Source organism: Streptococcus sp. 27098_8_69, assembly GCF_041432445.1.
GTDB lineage: Bacteria > Bacillota > Bacilli > Lactobacillales > Streptococcaceae > Streptococcus.
Genome location: NZ_JAPVZO010000026.1, coordinates 18,368 through 34,643, shown reverse-complemented (window position 1 = coordinate 34,643; position 16,276 = coordinate 18,368). Strand labels below are relative to the sequence as shown.

Genomic DNA, 16,276 nt, shown 5'->3' with positions numbered 1-16,276 from the left:
CCTCTCTATATACTCTTTTTTCCAATCAACAATAATGGTATGCCCATCATCTAAAACCTCTTTAACAGTCGCCATTCCACGAATTTTCATCACAGAAACCTTTGAATCATCTTTCTTTACAAAAGGTAAATTCTTCTTTTTGACATATGTGGATTTAGCAAATAAAACGTCACCTGGTTTAATTTTATTAAACAACTTTAACATTTTTTGATACTGTTTATTTTCCTCGTTGTTATGCCATCCTAATTCCCACTTTCCTTCTTCCCTAAAATATTCAAGATAATCATCATCACCAAATTTTGTACCAACAAAAAAATAGTTATTTTGTTCACTGTTCATTTGAATACTCCTTTAATTAACTTTTACAAGTAAGTTCTATTAATATATAGTTCACCTCTAGCATATCACATCTATCAAAAAATGAAAAGAATTTCTAAACAAAAAGCCCAGTGTTAGGAGCTTAAATATCTCATAACACTAGACTTCTTTTTTATCTTAATAATACTCTCCCTGACGGTAGTCCCATGAGTTAAAGGTATCTGACAGGTGCATCATGATTTTATCAATATCAAGACCTTTACGGATCACAACTGGAGCTGGTGAAGTTGAACGTGCTCCTCCTTGTTCTGGGATGAGTTTGCCGTCTTTATCGACCATAGAGACCATCACACCTTGCTCGTAGCGTGTTTCAATCGTTTTGTCAGGTTGGATGGATGCCACGTAGTCGTCTGCTTCGATGACAAGGTCCACTGCTCCTTCGATACGTTCTCCGATTCCTTCCACCTTACCACGATTTCCTTTTCCAGATGGGTTTGCAGATGAAGCGTAGACCATCTTGCCTTCTTCCCAAAGTTTGGCAGCCAATTGTTCACCAGCTTTCCCAAACTTGATGACAAAACAGCTCGTTCCACGAACGTCAGTCATAAGTTCTTCACGGCCATCACCGTATGCTTTGAGTTTTTCAAAAGCTTCTGGTTTCCATGGAAGTATACAACCAAGTAGAATGTCTTCGTCCCAATGTTTTTGGTAAAAGGCTTCAATTTCTGGGTTAAGTTGTGCTAAAGCGCGAAGTTCATCCATGCTACCGCAAAGAACAACTCCTGGTTTGTTACGGTTACGTTCTTTGGCTTCAAACTTGCGTTCAAGTCCTGCCTTATCGCTCGTCATGATGATGTAGCCAACTTTAGTAGGGCAAACGATACAACCGCCCTCACCTTTTAAAATGTCATAGCCTTCTTGTGAAAGTGTTCCGTTCCATTGAATATGTTTTGTCATAGTTCTATTTCCTTTTCTAGTTTTCTAATCTTGCCAGTAGGCTGGGCGCTGTTTTTCATAAGCAGCAATCAACTCTTCATACTGCAAAGTGATACCAATATCATCCAAACCATTTAAGAGCTTGTGTTTCCACTCACTATCGATTTCGAAAGTGAATTCTCCAACTGGGGAGATGATTTTTTGTTGTTCCAAGTCCACGGTTACCGGGTCGCTTGGTTGTAGCTGGGCTAATTTTTCTCTAACCTCTCTGGGCTGTACAATAGGCAACATGCCATTATTGAGTTCATTATTGTAATGAATATCACCGAAAGATCCTGCAATCACGACTTTAAAACCGTAGTCCGCCAGAGCCCAAGCTGCGTGTTCTCTGGACGATCCTGCGCCAAAGTTATCCCCTGAGATGAGAATACTGGCTTTCCGATATTCAGGTCGGTTAAAGACAAAGTCTGGGTCCTCGGTGTACTTGTCATCCAGATAACGCCAAGCGTACATGAGGTACTTACCAAAACCTTTTTTATCAATTAACTTGAGAAACTGCTTGGGAAGGATTTGGTCAGTGTCGATGTTGTCATTCATAAGAGGAACGGTTGTTCCCGTATAAACTGTAAATTTCTCCATATCCTCTCCTTACTGGGCTTCTGGCATTTGCCGAACATCTACGAAGCGGCCTGCGATAGCTGCCGCAGCTGCCATGGCTGGACTACAGAGATGGGTCTTAGCGCCAAATCCCTGTCTATCTTCAAAGTTACGATTGCTAGTTGAGGCGCAATGGACACCATCAGGTACCTTGTCAGGATTCATCCCTAGGCACATGGAGCAACCTGGGTCCCTCCACTCAAAGCCAGCATCTTGGAAAACCTTATCCAAGCCCAACTTTTCAGCAGCTCGCTTGACTGGTCGAGATCCTGGTACTACGATTGCTGTCAAGTTGGGAGCAATTTTCTTCCCTTCGACAAATCGAGCAGCCAGTTGCAAATCGCTAAGTCGAGCATTGGTACAAGAACCTATAAAAACATAGCCAAGTTCGATATCTGCTGGTTTCTGACCTGGCTGTAAATCCATGTAATGATAAGCACGTTCATCATTCATATCCTTTATTTCTGGGAAGCTACTATCAAAATCAACACCCATAGCTGGATTGGTTCCCCAAGTCACCATAGGAGCCAATTCAGAGACATCCATTCGGATAACCTTGTCATAAACAGCATCGTCGTCGCTAACAAGCCTTTTCCAATCAGCAACTGCTGCGTCAAAATCCTTTGGAATACACTCACGTCCCTTTAGATAGTCATAAGTTGTCTGGTCTGGGTTCATAATTCCCATCTTTGATCCAAACTCGATGGACATATTGCAGATGGTCATTCGCTCTTCCATGCTCAAGGCATCAATAGCCTGACCTCGATACTCCACCACGTAGCCAACACCACAAGCAACGCCGTACTTGGCAATCAAGGCTAGGATGAAATCTTTGGCATAAACTCCTTTTTGAGGAACTCCTGTGAATTCCACCAACATTTTCTTTGGCTTAACCTGCCAAATGGTTTGAGTTGCAAAGACATGTTCAACCTCACTAGTTCCAATTCCGAATGCAATCGCTCCAAAAGCTCCATGGGTTGCTGTATGGCTATCACCACAGACGATGAATTTTCCTGGTTGTGTTCGTCCTGTTTCTGGACCAACCATGTGAACGATGCCCTGTTTTTCAGAACCATGGGCCGCATGTTCAATCCCGAATTCCTCAACATTTTCTGCCAACTTATCAATTTGAGCCTTGGATATTACATCTCGAATATCATAAATATTAACCGTCGGAACATTGTGGTCAAAGGTCCCAAATGTTAAATCTGGTCGTCTCAATCTACGCCCTGCATCACGCAATCCTTGAAAAGCCTGAGGACTGGTCACCTCGTGAATATAGTGTTGATCCACATACATAAGCTGTGGTTGTCCCTCTTCTCCTGTGATCACATGGAGGTCCCATAATTTATCAAAAATCGATTTTCCTGCCATTCATTACCTCCATACAAAATACAAAGCTACTAGAGTAGTCACTATCCCTAAGAACCAAACTGTTTTAAAGTACCATTTCCTAGTCTTGTGATGAAAAGAGATTCCTGCCAACCAGGCACCAAAACCACCACAAAAGAATGCAAATGATAGTAAATATTTTTCTGGGATGCGCCAAGCACCTCTTCTTGCCTTGAATTTGTCAATGCCATAGATCAAGAAAATGATAAGATTCCAAATCAGGAGGGCAAAAGTTATTCCTTCGTTTAGTTTCATAGTCTTGCGATAATGGCTTCTGTCATTTCCTTAGTCGAAGCCTGTCCTCCTATATCTCTCGTTAAAATGCCAGCAGCTAAAGTTTCTTCTACAGCATGTTCGATACGCTGCGCATCCTCATAACGTCCAAAGCTGTCTCTCAGCATCATGGCAACTGATAAAATCATGGAAATAGGATTGGCAATGCCTTGTCCAGCAATATCAGGTGCCGAACCGTGAATCGGTTCATAGAGACTCGGACCATCTTCAGAGTGGCTGGCTGATGGCATAACCCCAAGTGTACCAGATAGAACGCTTGATTCATCAGATAAGATATCTCCGAAAAGATTCTCTGTCACGATAACATCGAACTTAGCTGGATTTGTAATCATGAGCATGGCAGCCGAGTCTACTAGCTGATGTTCCAAAGTTACATCCGGAAAATCTTTTGCGACTTCATCAGCAACTCTCCGCCATAGTTTTGATGTTGCCAAAACATTTTGCTTATCGATACTGGTAACAACTTTTCTCCGACTTCTTGCAATTTCGAAGGCCTTGCGTATAATCCTCTCTACTTCTTCATAGCTGTATTCATTGATATCACGTGCCGATTTCTCTTCAAGGATATGATCTCCAAAGTAAATCCCACCTGTCAACTCACGCACTACCACAAAGTCAACACCAGTTATTCGTTCTGGCTTCAGAGGTGACAAATGCTTGAGACTCTCAAAGATTTTAACCGGGCGAATATTGGCATAGAGATTGAGTTCCTTTCGGAGGGCCAGAAGCCCTTGTTCGGGTCGAACTGGAGCATCATCATACTGAGGACTACCGATTGCAGCGAGTAGAATAGCATCCGCTTCTCTAGAAGCCTTGAGCGTTTCGTCTGGCAAGGGATGTCCTGCAGCATCAATACCCGCCCCTCCAAAAGGTCGTCTGTCAATCTCATAGTCAAAACCTGTTTTTTCAGCTAGAGCCTCCAAAACTTCTAAACCAGCTTCCATGATTTCTGGGCCTATACCATCACCTGCTAGGGCAACTATTTTTCTTGTCATAGCTTTCTCCTTTATACGGTAGGCATGTCGCGATAGGAAACTGTTGTTCCCATCTCACCAGCATTTTCTTTTTGAACAAAGGTATTGGCATTAATGTAGGCAATAGCCGAAGCCTTCAACACATCGAAATCAAGTCCAGCTGCGTTAAAGATAGTCTCTGTATCTCTGTTTTCAACAGTGACCAATACACGTGCCTGGGCATCAATCCCATCCGTTACCGCATCAATCGTATAGGATACCAAGCGAACAGATTGATTAAAGAATTTATCAATAGCATTGAAAATAGCTTCAACAGAACCTTGACCTGTTGCATTAAATTCAACTTTCTCACCATCAAAATTAGCTAATCTAACTGTCGCTTCAATGTCATTTTCAGAATGGGTTTGAAGTTGCAAGTCATCAAAGTGAAAACCTTCTGGATTTTCAACCATGGTGCCAGCTACCAGAGCTCGAATATCAGCATCTGTGATTTCTTGCTTCTTATCTGCCAAGGCCTTGAACTTAGTAAAGAGTGGCTTGATATCTTCGTCTGTAAAGTCTAGAGCCAAATCTCTTAGTTTCTCAACAAAAGCATGGCGACCAGACAATTTACCGAGTGGAAGACTGTTGCTCTTGGCACCAACCAATTCAGGTGTAATGATTTCATAAGTGAGAGGATTTTTAAGAACACCATCTTGGTGAATACCTGATTCGTGAGAGAAGGCATTTCCTCCAACAACCGCCTTATTTTTTGGAACTGGAATTCCTGAGAAACGAGAAACCATTTCAGACGTATTAATCGTTTCGTTTAGGACAATACTTGTCTCTGCTTGGTAATAATCTTGGCGAATATTAAGAGCCACCGCTATTTCTTCTAAAGCAGCATTCCCAGCTCGTTCTCCAATACCATTAATGGTTCCTTCAACACGCCCCGCACCATTCTTAACAGCAGCAAGGCTATTGGCAACTGCCATTCCAAGGTCATCGTGACAGTGAGGCGAATAGATAATCTGACGATCAGTCTTAACATTGTCAATCAGATACTTGAAGATATTCCCATATTCCTCTGGTGTAGTAAAACCAACCGTGTCAGGAATATTGATATAAGTCGCACCTGCGTCTACCGCTGTTTGAACGACTTGTAAGAGGAAATCCAGCTCAGTTCTAGTCGCATCTTCAGGAGAGAATTCTACCACTTCAAATTTACTACGTGCATAGGAAACATGCTCTTTAATAGCTTCCAATATTTCCTCTTTACTTTTTTTCAACTTAAATTCACGATGAATAGAACTAGTAGCGATAAAAACATGGATTTGTGGATACTTAGCATCCTTAAGTGCTTCATAACAAGCGTCAATATCTGATTTAACAGAGCGAGCTAAACCAGTTACCGCTGTTTTCTTCAAGACTTTTGCGATTTCCTGAACTGCAGTAAATGAGTCTGGACTAGCTGCTGGAAAACCAGCTTCAATTGCTGAAATTCCCCATTTTTCCAGCTGTCTTGCAATGGCAATCTTTTCCTTGATCGAAAAATTTACACCTGGTGTCTGCTCACCATCTCGAAGGCTAGTATCTAGAAATTCAACTGTTCTCATAAGATTTCCCCTTTTCTAAATTCGGTTTTAAAAAAACATCTCGCTCGGAGTTCCAAGCGAGATGTTGATTTACTCCCGCTTGGTAAGCCAAACAGGACTAATGCTTTTGCACTAGTCCGAGTACCTCAACAACAAAGCAAATTGATTAAACTTAGCTGTTTTCATGTTTGACTTTCTCCTTCGTTTGATATCTTGTTTAGTATTTTAGCATAGGAAAAAACACATGTCAAGAAAAAATCCAATATTTTCTGAAAATTTCTTCAGTAAAGAATATTTTGCTAATTGAAAGTATTTGAAAAATCAAGTAAATCTAATTACTTTTTCAAGGTCAAGTTCCAACTTTTTTCGATCAATTCAAGCACCTCTTCATCTGATAAACTGTCATCAAGTGGCACACTTATCCAGTAGTGCTTGTTCATATGAAAGGCTGGATAAATTCCTTTTTTTACCAACAAATCAGATACTTGATCATGTTTGAGGTTGACTGCTTCCACTAGTCCTTCTCTCCCCTTTTCAAGCTTATCCCAAGAGATTCTCATCAAAACAGCATACCACTTTTGATTGCCCTCATGGCGCAGAACAGCTGTATCAGAGGATTTCTCCCATAGATATTCCAATTGATTTCCATACTTTTCTTGAACGAGTGCCATGATTCTCTTGGTCTGAGGACAGAGAAATTCCTGTACCTCAAAACAAGCCTTTCGAATACCATAAAGAACTTCTAAACAAGCCTCTCGAACGCTTCCGACAAAAGTACCTCTCATACTTTCCATATGAACTTGAGGATAGAGGTCACCAGTTTCTTGGTCATAAACTTGAAAACTTAAGTTCCCATCCTCAACTGTAACCATCATGAGAAAATCTCCCTGCAAGATAGTCGAACTATAGGTCCATACACCTTGATTATCTATAAATCCATACTCTTTAGCCTTTTTACTATTAAACTGATAGGCTTTAAAAATTTCAAACATAAGCGAAAACTGCTACCATAAGCTAGCAGTTCCTTTCTATTTTTTAAAAGACAACCTTTGTTCCATGTAATTGTGTCACACCTAATTGATTGATAAAGGTTTGACGGTTGTCCATGTCAATCCCCCCACCAGGTAAAATTTCAATTTTTCCTGCAGCGTGTTCTAGGATTCTTTGATAGTGCGCAAAACGTTTCTCTAGAGAATCGCCAGATACACCAGCACGAGTCAGAATGCGTGTCACTCCAGCTTGGCTGAGCCAGTCAATGGCTTCCAACTGATCTTGGTCGCTCAATTCATCAAATGCCATATGGAAAACAATTTCCATACCTTTAGATGCAGCAATTAATTTTTCAAGATTGGCCTTGTCCAACTTCTGATCAGCTGTTAAGGCACCAAAGACGACACCTTGGCTTCCTGCTTGAGCAGTTAGTCGAATATCCTCGAGCATAATAGCAATCTCGAGGTCATTGTAAACAAAGTCACCACCACGTGGACGAATCATAGTCATAATGGTAGTATCGTAGTCGGCCGCCAGCTCCACAGCTGCCTTGGTTACTCCGTAGCTTGGAGTTGTTCCACCAACTGCTAGATTGTCACAAAGCTCGATGCGACGAGCTCCTGCCTGCATAGCTTTTTCAAGCAAGGTTACATTTTCAGCACAAAATTCGTAAATCATTTGATTCTCCTTGAAGATTACTTTAAATTTATTATATCATATTATTTCGAATATGTTTTTGTTTTTATCAAGGAAAATCGTTACTTATTAAAGTTATTCTTTATCAGGAATAACCTTGAAAAGATAGTAGGTGATAAAGATGGTTAAACATCCCAAACCGATTTTGACTGGTAAAAGAGGGGCAAAATAAATGGAAATTCCCATCAAGATATAAATCGATACAATAATTTTTTTCTTACGTTCACGCGCAATAGACTTGGTCTCACGAAAGTCCGCCACGTAAGTCTGATAAAGTTTGGTATGATAAAGCCAATCTTCAAAACGCTTGGAACTTCTCGAAAAACAAGCAATAGACAACAAAAGAAAAGGAGTCGTGGGCAACAAGGGCAAGACAACTCCAACAATAGCCAGAGCCAATGACAGAAATCCAATAATCAGATAAACAATACGCATAACTTCTCCTAGTTATAAATAATCATCTATTAGTTTCCCACAAAGTAAGGAATTTTGTCAAGCCTTTACTAAAAAGAGCCTGAAATTTACTTTCAGAACTCATTTTTTTATTTGATTTTTTCTTCTTCGTAATCACCATTGCTACAAACAATCTGCTTACCACCACCACGGACTTTTTTCTCCATGAGGAAGTTGCCACATTTTGGACAATCTCGTCCAACAGGCTTATCCCAAGAAGTGAATTCACACTCTGGATAGCGATTGCAACCATAAAAGATACGATTACGCTTGGTTTTTCGTTCAATAATTTGACCTTGATGACAGCTTGGACACTCAACACCAATCTCTTTCACGATTGCTTGTGTATGACGGCAATCTGGGAAATTGCTACAAGCATAAAACTTACCAAAACGACCAAGTTTAATGACCATCGGACTGCCACACTCTTCACAATCAAATCCTGCTGGCTCATCCTTGATTTGGATTTTTTCCATTTCCTCTTCGGCTTTGGCAACCTCTTTAGAGAAGGGTTGGTAAAATTCATCAATGACTCGTTGCCACTGTTCTTTTCCAACTTCGACATCATCCAGTTTACCTTCCATTTCAGCTGTAAAGGTTACATTGACGATATCAGGGAAATATTCAACGATGAGCTTGTTAACAATTTCTCCCAACTCTGTCGGTTCAAAACGCTTGGCTGCCAAACGCACATAATAGCGCTTTTGAATAGTTTCAATGGTAGGTGCATAAGTTGATGGGCGACCGACTCCGTTTTCTTCCAAAGTTTTAATCAGTGTTGCTTCCGAATATCGGGCTGGTGGTTGAGTGAAGTGCTGCTCAGGTTTACTATTGACCTGCTTGACGACATCACCAACTTCCATATCTGGCAACATCTTATTCTTATCAGAGTCATTGTAAATGGCCAAGTAACCGTCAAATTTGACCTGACTACCATTCGCTGCAAACTGAACTCCATTTTGAGAGAGCTTCACAGCCATGGTATCAAAGATAGCACCCGTCATCTGACTCGCTACAAAGCGATTCCAGATAAGTGTATAAAGCTTAAGTTGGTCTTTGTCTAAGTATTTAGCGATCTTTTCAGGTGTATTAAAGACACTTGATGGGCGGATAGCTTCATGGGCATCCTGAGCACCAGTCGCATTCTTTACCTTGCTGCCATGTTTAGAATATTTACTGCCAAAACGTTCATTAATGTAGTTTGCAGCTTCATTTTGAGCAACTGGACTGATACGAGTCGAGTCTGTACGCATATAGGTAATCAAACCTTGGACGCCCGTACCAATATTAATCCCCTCATAGAGTTGCTGGGCAACCATCATGGTCTTTCGAGTACGGAAATTGATTTTATTAGCTGCATCCATCTGCATAGTTGAGGTAGTATAAGGGAGTGGAGCGTTACGCTTGCGTTCTTTTTTATCTACCTGATCAACTGTAAAGTCTTTGCTGGATAGATGAAACAAGATTTCTTTGACCTCTTCATTGCTTGTCAATTTCATCTTCTTGCCATTCATTCCATAGAAGGATGCTTGGAATTGCTTAGTCCCCTTTTTGAAGACTCCATCAATAGTCCAATATTCTTCTGGTTGAAAAGCATTGATCTCATTTTCACGGTCAATGATTAACTTGAGAGCAACAGACTGAACACGGCCAGCTGACAAGCCCTTTTTGACCTTCTTCCAAAGAATTGGTGAAATGGAATAACCTACCAAACGGTCCAAAACACGACGAGCTTGTTGGGCATCCACCAAATCCATGTCAATCTTACGAGGTTCTTTAAAAGCATTTTTTACCGCATCCTTGGTAATCTCGTTGAAAACAACACGGTTAGCATCATTTTCATCTAGATTGAGAATATGAGCTAAATGCCAAGAAATTGCTTCTCCTTCGCGATCCGGGTCACTTGCGAGAAAGACTTTATTGGCTTTTTTAGCTTCTTTTTTCAAGTCATTGATCAGAGGACCTTTCCCACGAATATTGATATATTGGGGTTCATAATTATTTTCTACATCGACTGACATACTGGATTTTTTCAAATCACGAATATGACCAACACTGGCTAAAACCTTATAATTTCTACCCAGGTATTTTTCAATCGTTTTAGCCTTTGCAGGCGACTCCACGATTACTAAATTTTTTTTAACTGTTGATTTTTTCTTCTTTGTTGCCGTAGCCACAGTATCACACCTTTTCAAAGTAATAAACTTTATAAAGTGTAAACCATTTTTAAAAACCTGTCAAGACTTAACTCCTATATAGTATGTGTCGTGATTTTTGAGAAATCTCAAAACCCCATATAAATATATGCAGATACACAAAAGGGCTAAACAGTTTTGTATGCTCAGCCCTTGACAATGATTTTTTCTTATGCTATCATTTTAATTGACTGAGTAATACAAGTGAGGTTTGTGTTACTCTGCGGAGTTGGAGGCTCATTTCCAACTCCTTTTTTTCGTTATTTCTATATCTCTATTATACCAAAATCAGGATAAATGTCAATTATTCCATGCCAAAAAAGCCCAAATCTCTCTAGAAATTTTTGCTTTTTTATATCTGTAATTTTACTAAAATTATTTCATCTTAAATATTTTTTCTATACTTTTATGTAAACGGGGGAGTTTGTAGTCTTTCGAGTCATCTTTAGGACGAACACTATCCGCACTAATATGATCCAATGAAATATACTTATCATAGTCCTTCTTCCATTCCCCAAAAAATAAATCTCTTAATTTCCCTTCACGCTCTAACAATATCATATTCGCTACGGCTACCCCTCCTTCACTTGTCCAATACATCCCTCTATGCTTCATTCTATACGTTATTTTTCGATGTTGACTCTCCATAATCCCAATACCTGACTTTGGAAGTCCTCTCATCTCCGCTGGTTTTGTATACTGAAAATTCCTCATGAATCTACTCGAATAATATTCAAATTTTTCTTGTCCTTCTTCACTATTAACCAATGACTCTATAGTATCTAGTGAACGCCTTAATAATTTCTTATTGTGCTCTCGAATAGCTTGAAACAAGTCTTCTCTCAGTTCTCTTGGATAAGACTTTGTAAATTCTTTGATTTCTTTGTTCAAGTGATATTCGTCCCAAAAATGCTCATGTCTCTTAACATTAAATGATTTAGCAATTTCAGTAAATACATGTGGAGTATATCCCTTGCCACAGTCAGAATTAGTAACTAATATTGTCTCGTTTGTAATTTCATATTCATTTTCCAATAAATCTAACAATTCTCTACGAGCTGAGCGATTATCCAATCGGATAAGCTCTTTTTTATTTTCTAGCTCAAAACGATTTGGGCCAATCTGTTTTGAGCCTGTATGAACTACAAAATGTGATAAATCCATATTCTTTTTTTCAGAACCATCTTCAGATGTTTTCACATATACACCATCTCCCTCTATGTAGATGATATCTGCTTTAATTTTTTCAATCTTCTTCTCTTCTTTAAAAAATCGATAATCATCCTTTTCTTCTAGTAATTGATTGGCTAATTTGACGACCTTATTGACGGTATCTTTAGTGACAGTTACATTATAAACCATCTCAATTGTCTCTCCTACCTGACGATAGGGTAGTTTTGTAGCTAGAACCGCAGCTTGATACAATAGTTCCTGTGAATGACGTACATTTTTTTCTAAGCCTAACATTTCATCAACTGGTACTCTACATTCACCATTCTTATACCAACGTTTTCTAGAAAAGGTCACTTCTCCAAATGTAAAAGCTACGGTACGTTCAGCTTGATTTTTACAACGATATCCTTTTGATCTCATACTGGAGCTTATCGACTCATCATACTGTGCAATATGCTGTAAAAAATTTTGCTTTGTCTTTTCTTGTTCCTGACTACTAAATCTCAATTCATCAAATTGTTTCATACAATTTTTCATTTCCCTTTCAATTCTTATGAAAATTGTATGATTTTTAAAACAAGTCATCAAATTTATTTTTGTTCCAAGAATAAAATAGGACATCTCTTAAAATAAATGCCCTATTTATTATTACAAAATACAAAAGCGATTTAATTGAGTATCAATAGTTCAAATATTTCAGTGCATAATAAAAGCCTGGTATTAAACCAGACTTTAGGTAGTTAACAGTAGTATCATCTCATAGCTAATATGACTCATTTAGCAACAAAAGCAATGAGTTAAAATAATTTTAGAATATATTTGTAATTATATTTATAGTTATATTCATAAATATAAATATAACTACAACTTTTATTGTAAACTTTCTAGCCACCTATCAAGATAATCTGATGCAGACTTTGCTCCGGCTGCTTTAGCAATCTTATCTAATTTTTTCCGATTACTTGGTTTCAATGTAAACTGGAATTGCTTTTTGCGTTCAAAACTTTCAAAGTTGGCTACCTCTGAAATCTGCTCAGGTTGGTGGGTTGCTTCGATAATCTGCGAAATCTCTTTTTCTTTTGGTGTGAATGCCATAACAATCTCCTTTTAATTATATTTATAATTGTATTTGTGTTTATAAATATAATTATATTGTATCATAAATTTTTGAAAAAGTCTGCTCCATCTCAGTAAAAAACTTTTTGTGTTTTTGATAAAGCTCAGGATTCTCCTTCATATCTGCAATAGAGACCTTATCAATCGTCGAATGATTGAATAACTCTTTTGCTGGTACAATTCCTAGAAGGTTATCTGTTCCCTTTTCTTTGGCTTCAAGTCCCAGGGCTTCCAGTAATTCTCTTGATGATCCATAGTTTGGTCGAATCATATTTGCTAGAAAATATAACTCAGCGGTAATGTATGACTCTCTAGTGCGATAATCGATTACATCCTTCCTGAAAGCTTCTAATCGAGTTGATAGATTGAACTTAGCATTATAACCAAACTCTGAAGGAGTCAAGGGACTAATAATAGCGTGACTGACCGCAACAGCATTTTTAGTAGCTGTCGCAAAGTCCGGTCTACAATCAATCAAGATATAGTCAAATTGATCCAGCTTCTTCTTTTCGTAGTTATCCTCTAGCCAAAGATAAAGTAGCATATTTTTCTTATCGCTGTTCTCCAGATCTCGTTCTACAGTATCAAGTTGAACCGATCCTGGAATTAGACTGATATTTTCCTTGACTTGCTTAATATCCACGTCACCTCCTTTGAAGGCATTCGCAATCGTATTCTTGCTTTCGTAAATATTGTAGCACTGAGTCAAATTACACTGATGGTCTAAATCTATAAAGAGAACTTTATGACCTTTCTTAGCCAACCATTCCCCATAATTAAAAGTTAAAGTCGTTTTCCCAACACCGCCTTTAATAGCGGCAAATGTGATAATCTTCATTCTATTTCTCCATCCCTTTTTCTATATTTCTATTATACCATTATAATTATATTTGTCAATATGTTTATAATTATATTTATAATTATTTTTTTACAATGAAGTTTCTCTTTCCTTACGCTGCTCCACATTTTTCTCTATGTCTTGATGTAGCTTATAATCTTTTGTAATTGCTTCTACCCTTTGATACAAAGCCTGGCGCTCAAAGGTTGCCTCTTTAACAAGTTTATCAATCTCAGATTTGCGAGTGCTAGGATCTACTCTCAAGTCTTTCATAATAGCAATAGCTAGTTTCACTTCCTGAGGATCGCTTGATTCCAATGCAAGAAATGCAGACTGAATTTTATTAAGCTCACCCAAGCGTTGATCTAGTTTATCAAGCAAGTTATCTACTTCTTCCAGTTCCTCTTCAAAACGATTTAACAATTCATCAAATTGCTGTCCTTCTGTCACTCCATGAGCAGATAGATAATTATATTCACGAACAAGCTGATCCAAAGTTGAGATTTTAGGATTTTTTCGGATAATCATTTCTCCATTATCATACGACAACTGGGAAGCGACTGTTTCTCCCTTCATGTAACGATTCTTATCAGCGTGTTCAGGATTAACAAAATAGTATAAGTCATTTTTTCTGATAAAAATTTCATAAGAGCCATCTTCTGCTTTTTCAATCTGATGAGCTGGAATAAGAATTGTTCCCTTATTTCTAATCCCAAATTCCATTTCAAGATAGATCCCATTTTTTGTTTCTTCCATCACCTGCCATTCTTCAACTGTGATTCTCATTTCAAAATCATCTTCTCGTTCCGCAACCATTTTTTCATATTCAGATTTAATTTCATCGACAGAGAAGGTCACCTCGTTACCAACTACTCTCTCAGAAATTTTCCCCAAAGAATAATTTCCTTTTTTGGATAATGTGCGATCCCGAACATTTCTTGTTTGATCCTGGTCAGTTAAACGATATTTTATTTCCTTCCCTGAAGTATCAACTATTAGATTTAAAGCTCGTGCCTTAGACTTGAAATCTTCTAAGGAGCTTGAATGTTTTAAAAGGAAATCTAAACGAGATTTAATTTCATAACGAAATGAATTTTTCTTTCGGTAAGCATGATACGTTTTTCGATTAGTCCATAATCTCTCTTTGAGAATTTTAGCTCCAGCTAGGTCAGCGTACTTATTGGAAATATTAAATAGACTTCTAGCAGTATTTTTCTGCCAACGAAATTTGTTTAAGGTAACAGAGTTAGTTGAATTGAAAATAATGTGATTATGAATGTGTCCCTTATCCATGTGAGTCGCTATGACAAATTCATGTTGTCCACCAGTTAATTCTAAAATCGTTTTTCGACCAATCTCATGAATTTCTTGTGGAGTCAAATCATCTTCAGGAGAAAATGATTGGATGATGTGATGAGCCAACACTCGATTCGGATTTTGAATATCCGATAGCTCTTTTGTCCCTGCTCGTTGAGCCGCATTCTTTTTGGTCAAAAGAAATTCTTCTGTTGCTGTGCTAGAGTCTGTAATTCCATAAGTAGATACCAGTTGCTTGACTACTCGGCCATCTTTAACCACTGCTGGAAATTCAAACTGTTCATCTTGTTCTAAAAAACTCGTTTTAGATGGATTCTCGATATAGCGTAAAGCATTATTTAAACTTTTTGTATCAGTCAGCTCGACCGTCTTTGCTTCATCCTCAATATATTTTGTAGACCGTCCTAAAGAAGCTACACCCTTTATCTGAAGAACCTTTGTTACAACCATCGCTCTTGTTCCTTTGTTTGATTTTCCTGTTTTTGGATAAATTGGCTGACTGTATCTTTCAAATGTTTCTGCAATTCAAGAATCTGACTCAGTTCAGTTAGGCTAGCCTGGTCATCTTCATTTACCTTTTTTGCGACCTGATTAATATTGACCCCTATCCGATTTATTTCCTTACGCAATTCTCTCAATTCTTCAAAGTTTAAGATTTTGACCTCACCCATAATCAACATAATTCGGGCAAAGGCATTAAAATTTGTCATTCCAGATTCTGCAACCTTTGTTGAAATAAACCGTGCCTCTTCTTCCGTTAAACGAATTTTTTTCTGAATCATTCGTTTTCGCTTTTCTCTATTTTTCAAAAAATCTTCACCTCTATTCTGGCAATTTTGCTTAAGGGGCTTAGAGCCCTTTTCTTCTGGCAAGATTAGCACTTGGGTACCCAAATGCTGTTTTTAAAAAGGTCAAAGTTAGTCAGGGTGTCATCCCTGACTATTCTTGACTTTTTAAATCTTTGGGGAAATCCCCAATCCCCTAATCCCTGCAAGCAGGAATCTTGTTCTATCACGAGGGAAAAGTTTGACTAAACTTTTAAGTCTTCCAGTAGAAGCTCCATTGTATCAACCATCTCCGTTTTAAGGATTTCGTCTTTTAGTTTCTCAAATCGTTCATCACTCATTCCCTCAATTTCTTTAAGTGCAATGGGATACATTTCTACTTCTTCTAGCTCATAGTTTGTTTTAATTCGCATATCTCTACGAAGAATGTAGAGACATTCCTTACGTGAAATGTGCTGGTTAACTTCATTCACTTTTGGCGAATCTGTAGCCTCATCCTCAAAAAATATCTCCATTAAAAGATCAAAAGTTTCTTGTTTTAGATGTTCAATCATCTTCTGTTTCTCCT

Annotated in this window: 16 protein-coding genes and 1 pseudogene; all 17 read right to left on the bottom strand. The window is 38.4% G+C overall.

Annotated elements, in window-relative coordinates; genetic code table 11:
* A pseudogene (locus O3658_RS08840) lies at positions 1–339 on the bottom strand (endonuclease); the annotation flags it as partial.
* A gap of 156 nt (positions 340–495) precedes the next feature.
* The gene (locus tag O3658_RS08835; RefSeq protein ID WP_000160505.1) at positions 496–1,275 is read right to left on the bottom strand and encodes an L-threonylcarbamoyladenylate synthase; all 780 of its coding nucleotides are present in this window, start codon (positions 1,273–1,275) and stop codon (positions 496–498) included.
* Between the two features lie 24 nt (positions 1,276–1,299).
* Positions 1,300–1,893, bottom strand: coding sequence for a 3-isopropylmalate dehydratase small subunit (leuD, locus tag O3658_RS08830; protein WP_371560939.1), 594 nt, complete (start codon positions 1,891–1,893; stop codon positions 1,300–1,302).
* 9 nt (positions 1,894–1,902) lie between these two features.
* Entirely contained in the window at positions 1,903–3,285 is a 1,383-nt protein-coding gene (gene leuC / locus O3658_RS08825; protein WP_371560937.1) for a 3-isopropylmalate dehydratase large subunit, read from the bottom strand.
* Positions 3,286–3,288: 3 nt separating this feature from the next.
* Complete coding sequence (locus O3658_RS08820; protein WP_371560935.1) at positions 3,289–3,558, bottom strand: DUF1294 domain-containing protein; 270 nt, start codon at positions 3,556–3,558, stop codon at positions 3,289–3,291.
* Positions 3,555–4,592, bottom strand: coding sequence for a 3-isopropylmalate dehydrogenase (leuB, locus tag O3658_RS08815; protein ID WP_371560933.1), 1,038 nt, complete (start codon positions 4,590–4,592; stop codon positions 3,555–3,557). The genes O3658_RS08820 and leuB overlap by 4 nt, the downstream gene beginning before the upstream one ends.
* An 11-nt stretch (positions 4,593–4,603) precedes the next feature.
* Entirely contained in the window at positions 4,604–6,166 is a 1,563-nt protein-coding gene (locus O3658_RS08810; RefSeq protein ID WP_371560931.1) for a 2-isopropylmalate synthase, read from the bottom strand.
* Between the two features lie 314 nt (positions 6,167–6,480).
* Complete coding sequence (locus tag O3658_RS08805; RefSeq protein ID WP_371560929.1) at positions 6,481–7,137, bottom strand: MmcQ/YjbR family DNA-binding protein; 657 nt, start codon at positions 7,135–7,137, stop codon at positions 6,481–6,483.
* A 43-nt stretch (positions 7,138–7,180) separates the two neighbouring features.
* Positions 7,181–7,813, bottom strand: a complete 633-nt coding sequence (locus O3658_RS08800) for a copper homeostasis protein CutC (protein ID WP_371560927.1) — start codon at positions 7,811–7,813, stop codon at positions 7,181–7,183.
* Between the two features lie 93 nt (positions 7,814–7,906).
* A complete protein-coding gene (locus O3658_RS08795; RefSeq protein WP_001223807.1) occupies positions 7,907–8,266 on the bottom strand; it encodes a YbaN family protein in 360 nt (119 codons plus the stop codon).
* Between the two features lie 107 nt (positions 8,267–8,373).
* Positions 8,374–10,461 (bottom strand): type I DNA topoisomerase, encoded by a 2,088-nt coding sequence (gene topA / locus O3658_RS08790; RefSeq protein ID WP_371560925.1) that lies wholly within the window; start codon positions 10,459–10,461, stop codon positions 8,374–8,376.
* Positions 10,462–10,854: 393 nt separating this feature from the next.
* Positions 10,855–12,177 (bottom strand): ISLre2 family transposase, encoded by a 1,323-nt coding sequence (locus O3658_RS08785; protein WP_371560923.1) that lies wholly within the window; start codon positions 12,175–12,177, stop codon positions 10,855–10,857.
* 345 nt (positions 12,178–12,522) lie between these two features.
* Positions 12,523–12,747, bottom strand: coding sequence for a hypothetical protein (locus O3658_RS08780; RefSeq protein WP_049504152.1), 225 nt, complete (start codon positions 12,745–12,747; stop codon positions 12,523–12,525).
* A gap of 52 nt (positions 12,748–12,799) precedes the next feature.
* Complete coding sequence (locus O3658_RS08775; protein ID WP_371560921.1) at positions 12,800–13,606, bottom strand: ParA family protein; 807 nt, start codon at positions 13,604–13,606, stop codon at positions 12,800–12,802.
* Between the two features lie 90 nt (positions 13,607–13,696).
* Complete coding sequence (locus O3658_RS08770) at positions 13,697–15,373, bottom strand: helical hairpin domain-containing protein (protein WP_371560919.1); 1,677 nt, start codon at positions 15,371–15,373, stop codon at positions 13,697–13,699.
* Complete coding sequence (gene mobC / locus O3658_RS08765) at positions 15,364–15,732, bottom strand: plasmid mobilization relaxosome protein MobC (RefSeq protein WP_004241637.1); 369 nt, start codon at positions 15,730–15,732, stop codon at positions 15,364–15,366. The genes O3658_RS08770 and mobC overlap by 10 nt, the downstream gene beginning before the upstream one ends.
* Before the next feature lie 221 nt (positions 15,733–15,953).
* Complete coding sequence (locus O3658_RS08760; RefSeq protein WP_000569541.1) at positions 15,954–16,262, bottom strand: hypothetical protein; 309 nt, start codon at positions 16,260–16,262, stop codon at positions 15,954–15,956.
* Between the last annotated feature and the right edge of the window lie 14 nt (positions 16,263–16,276).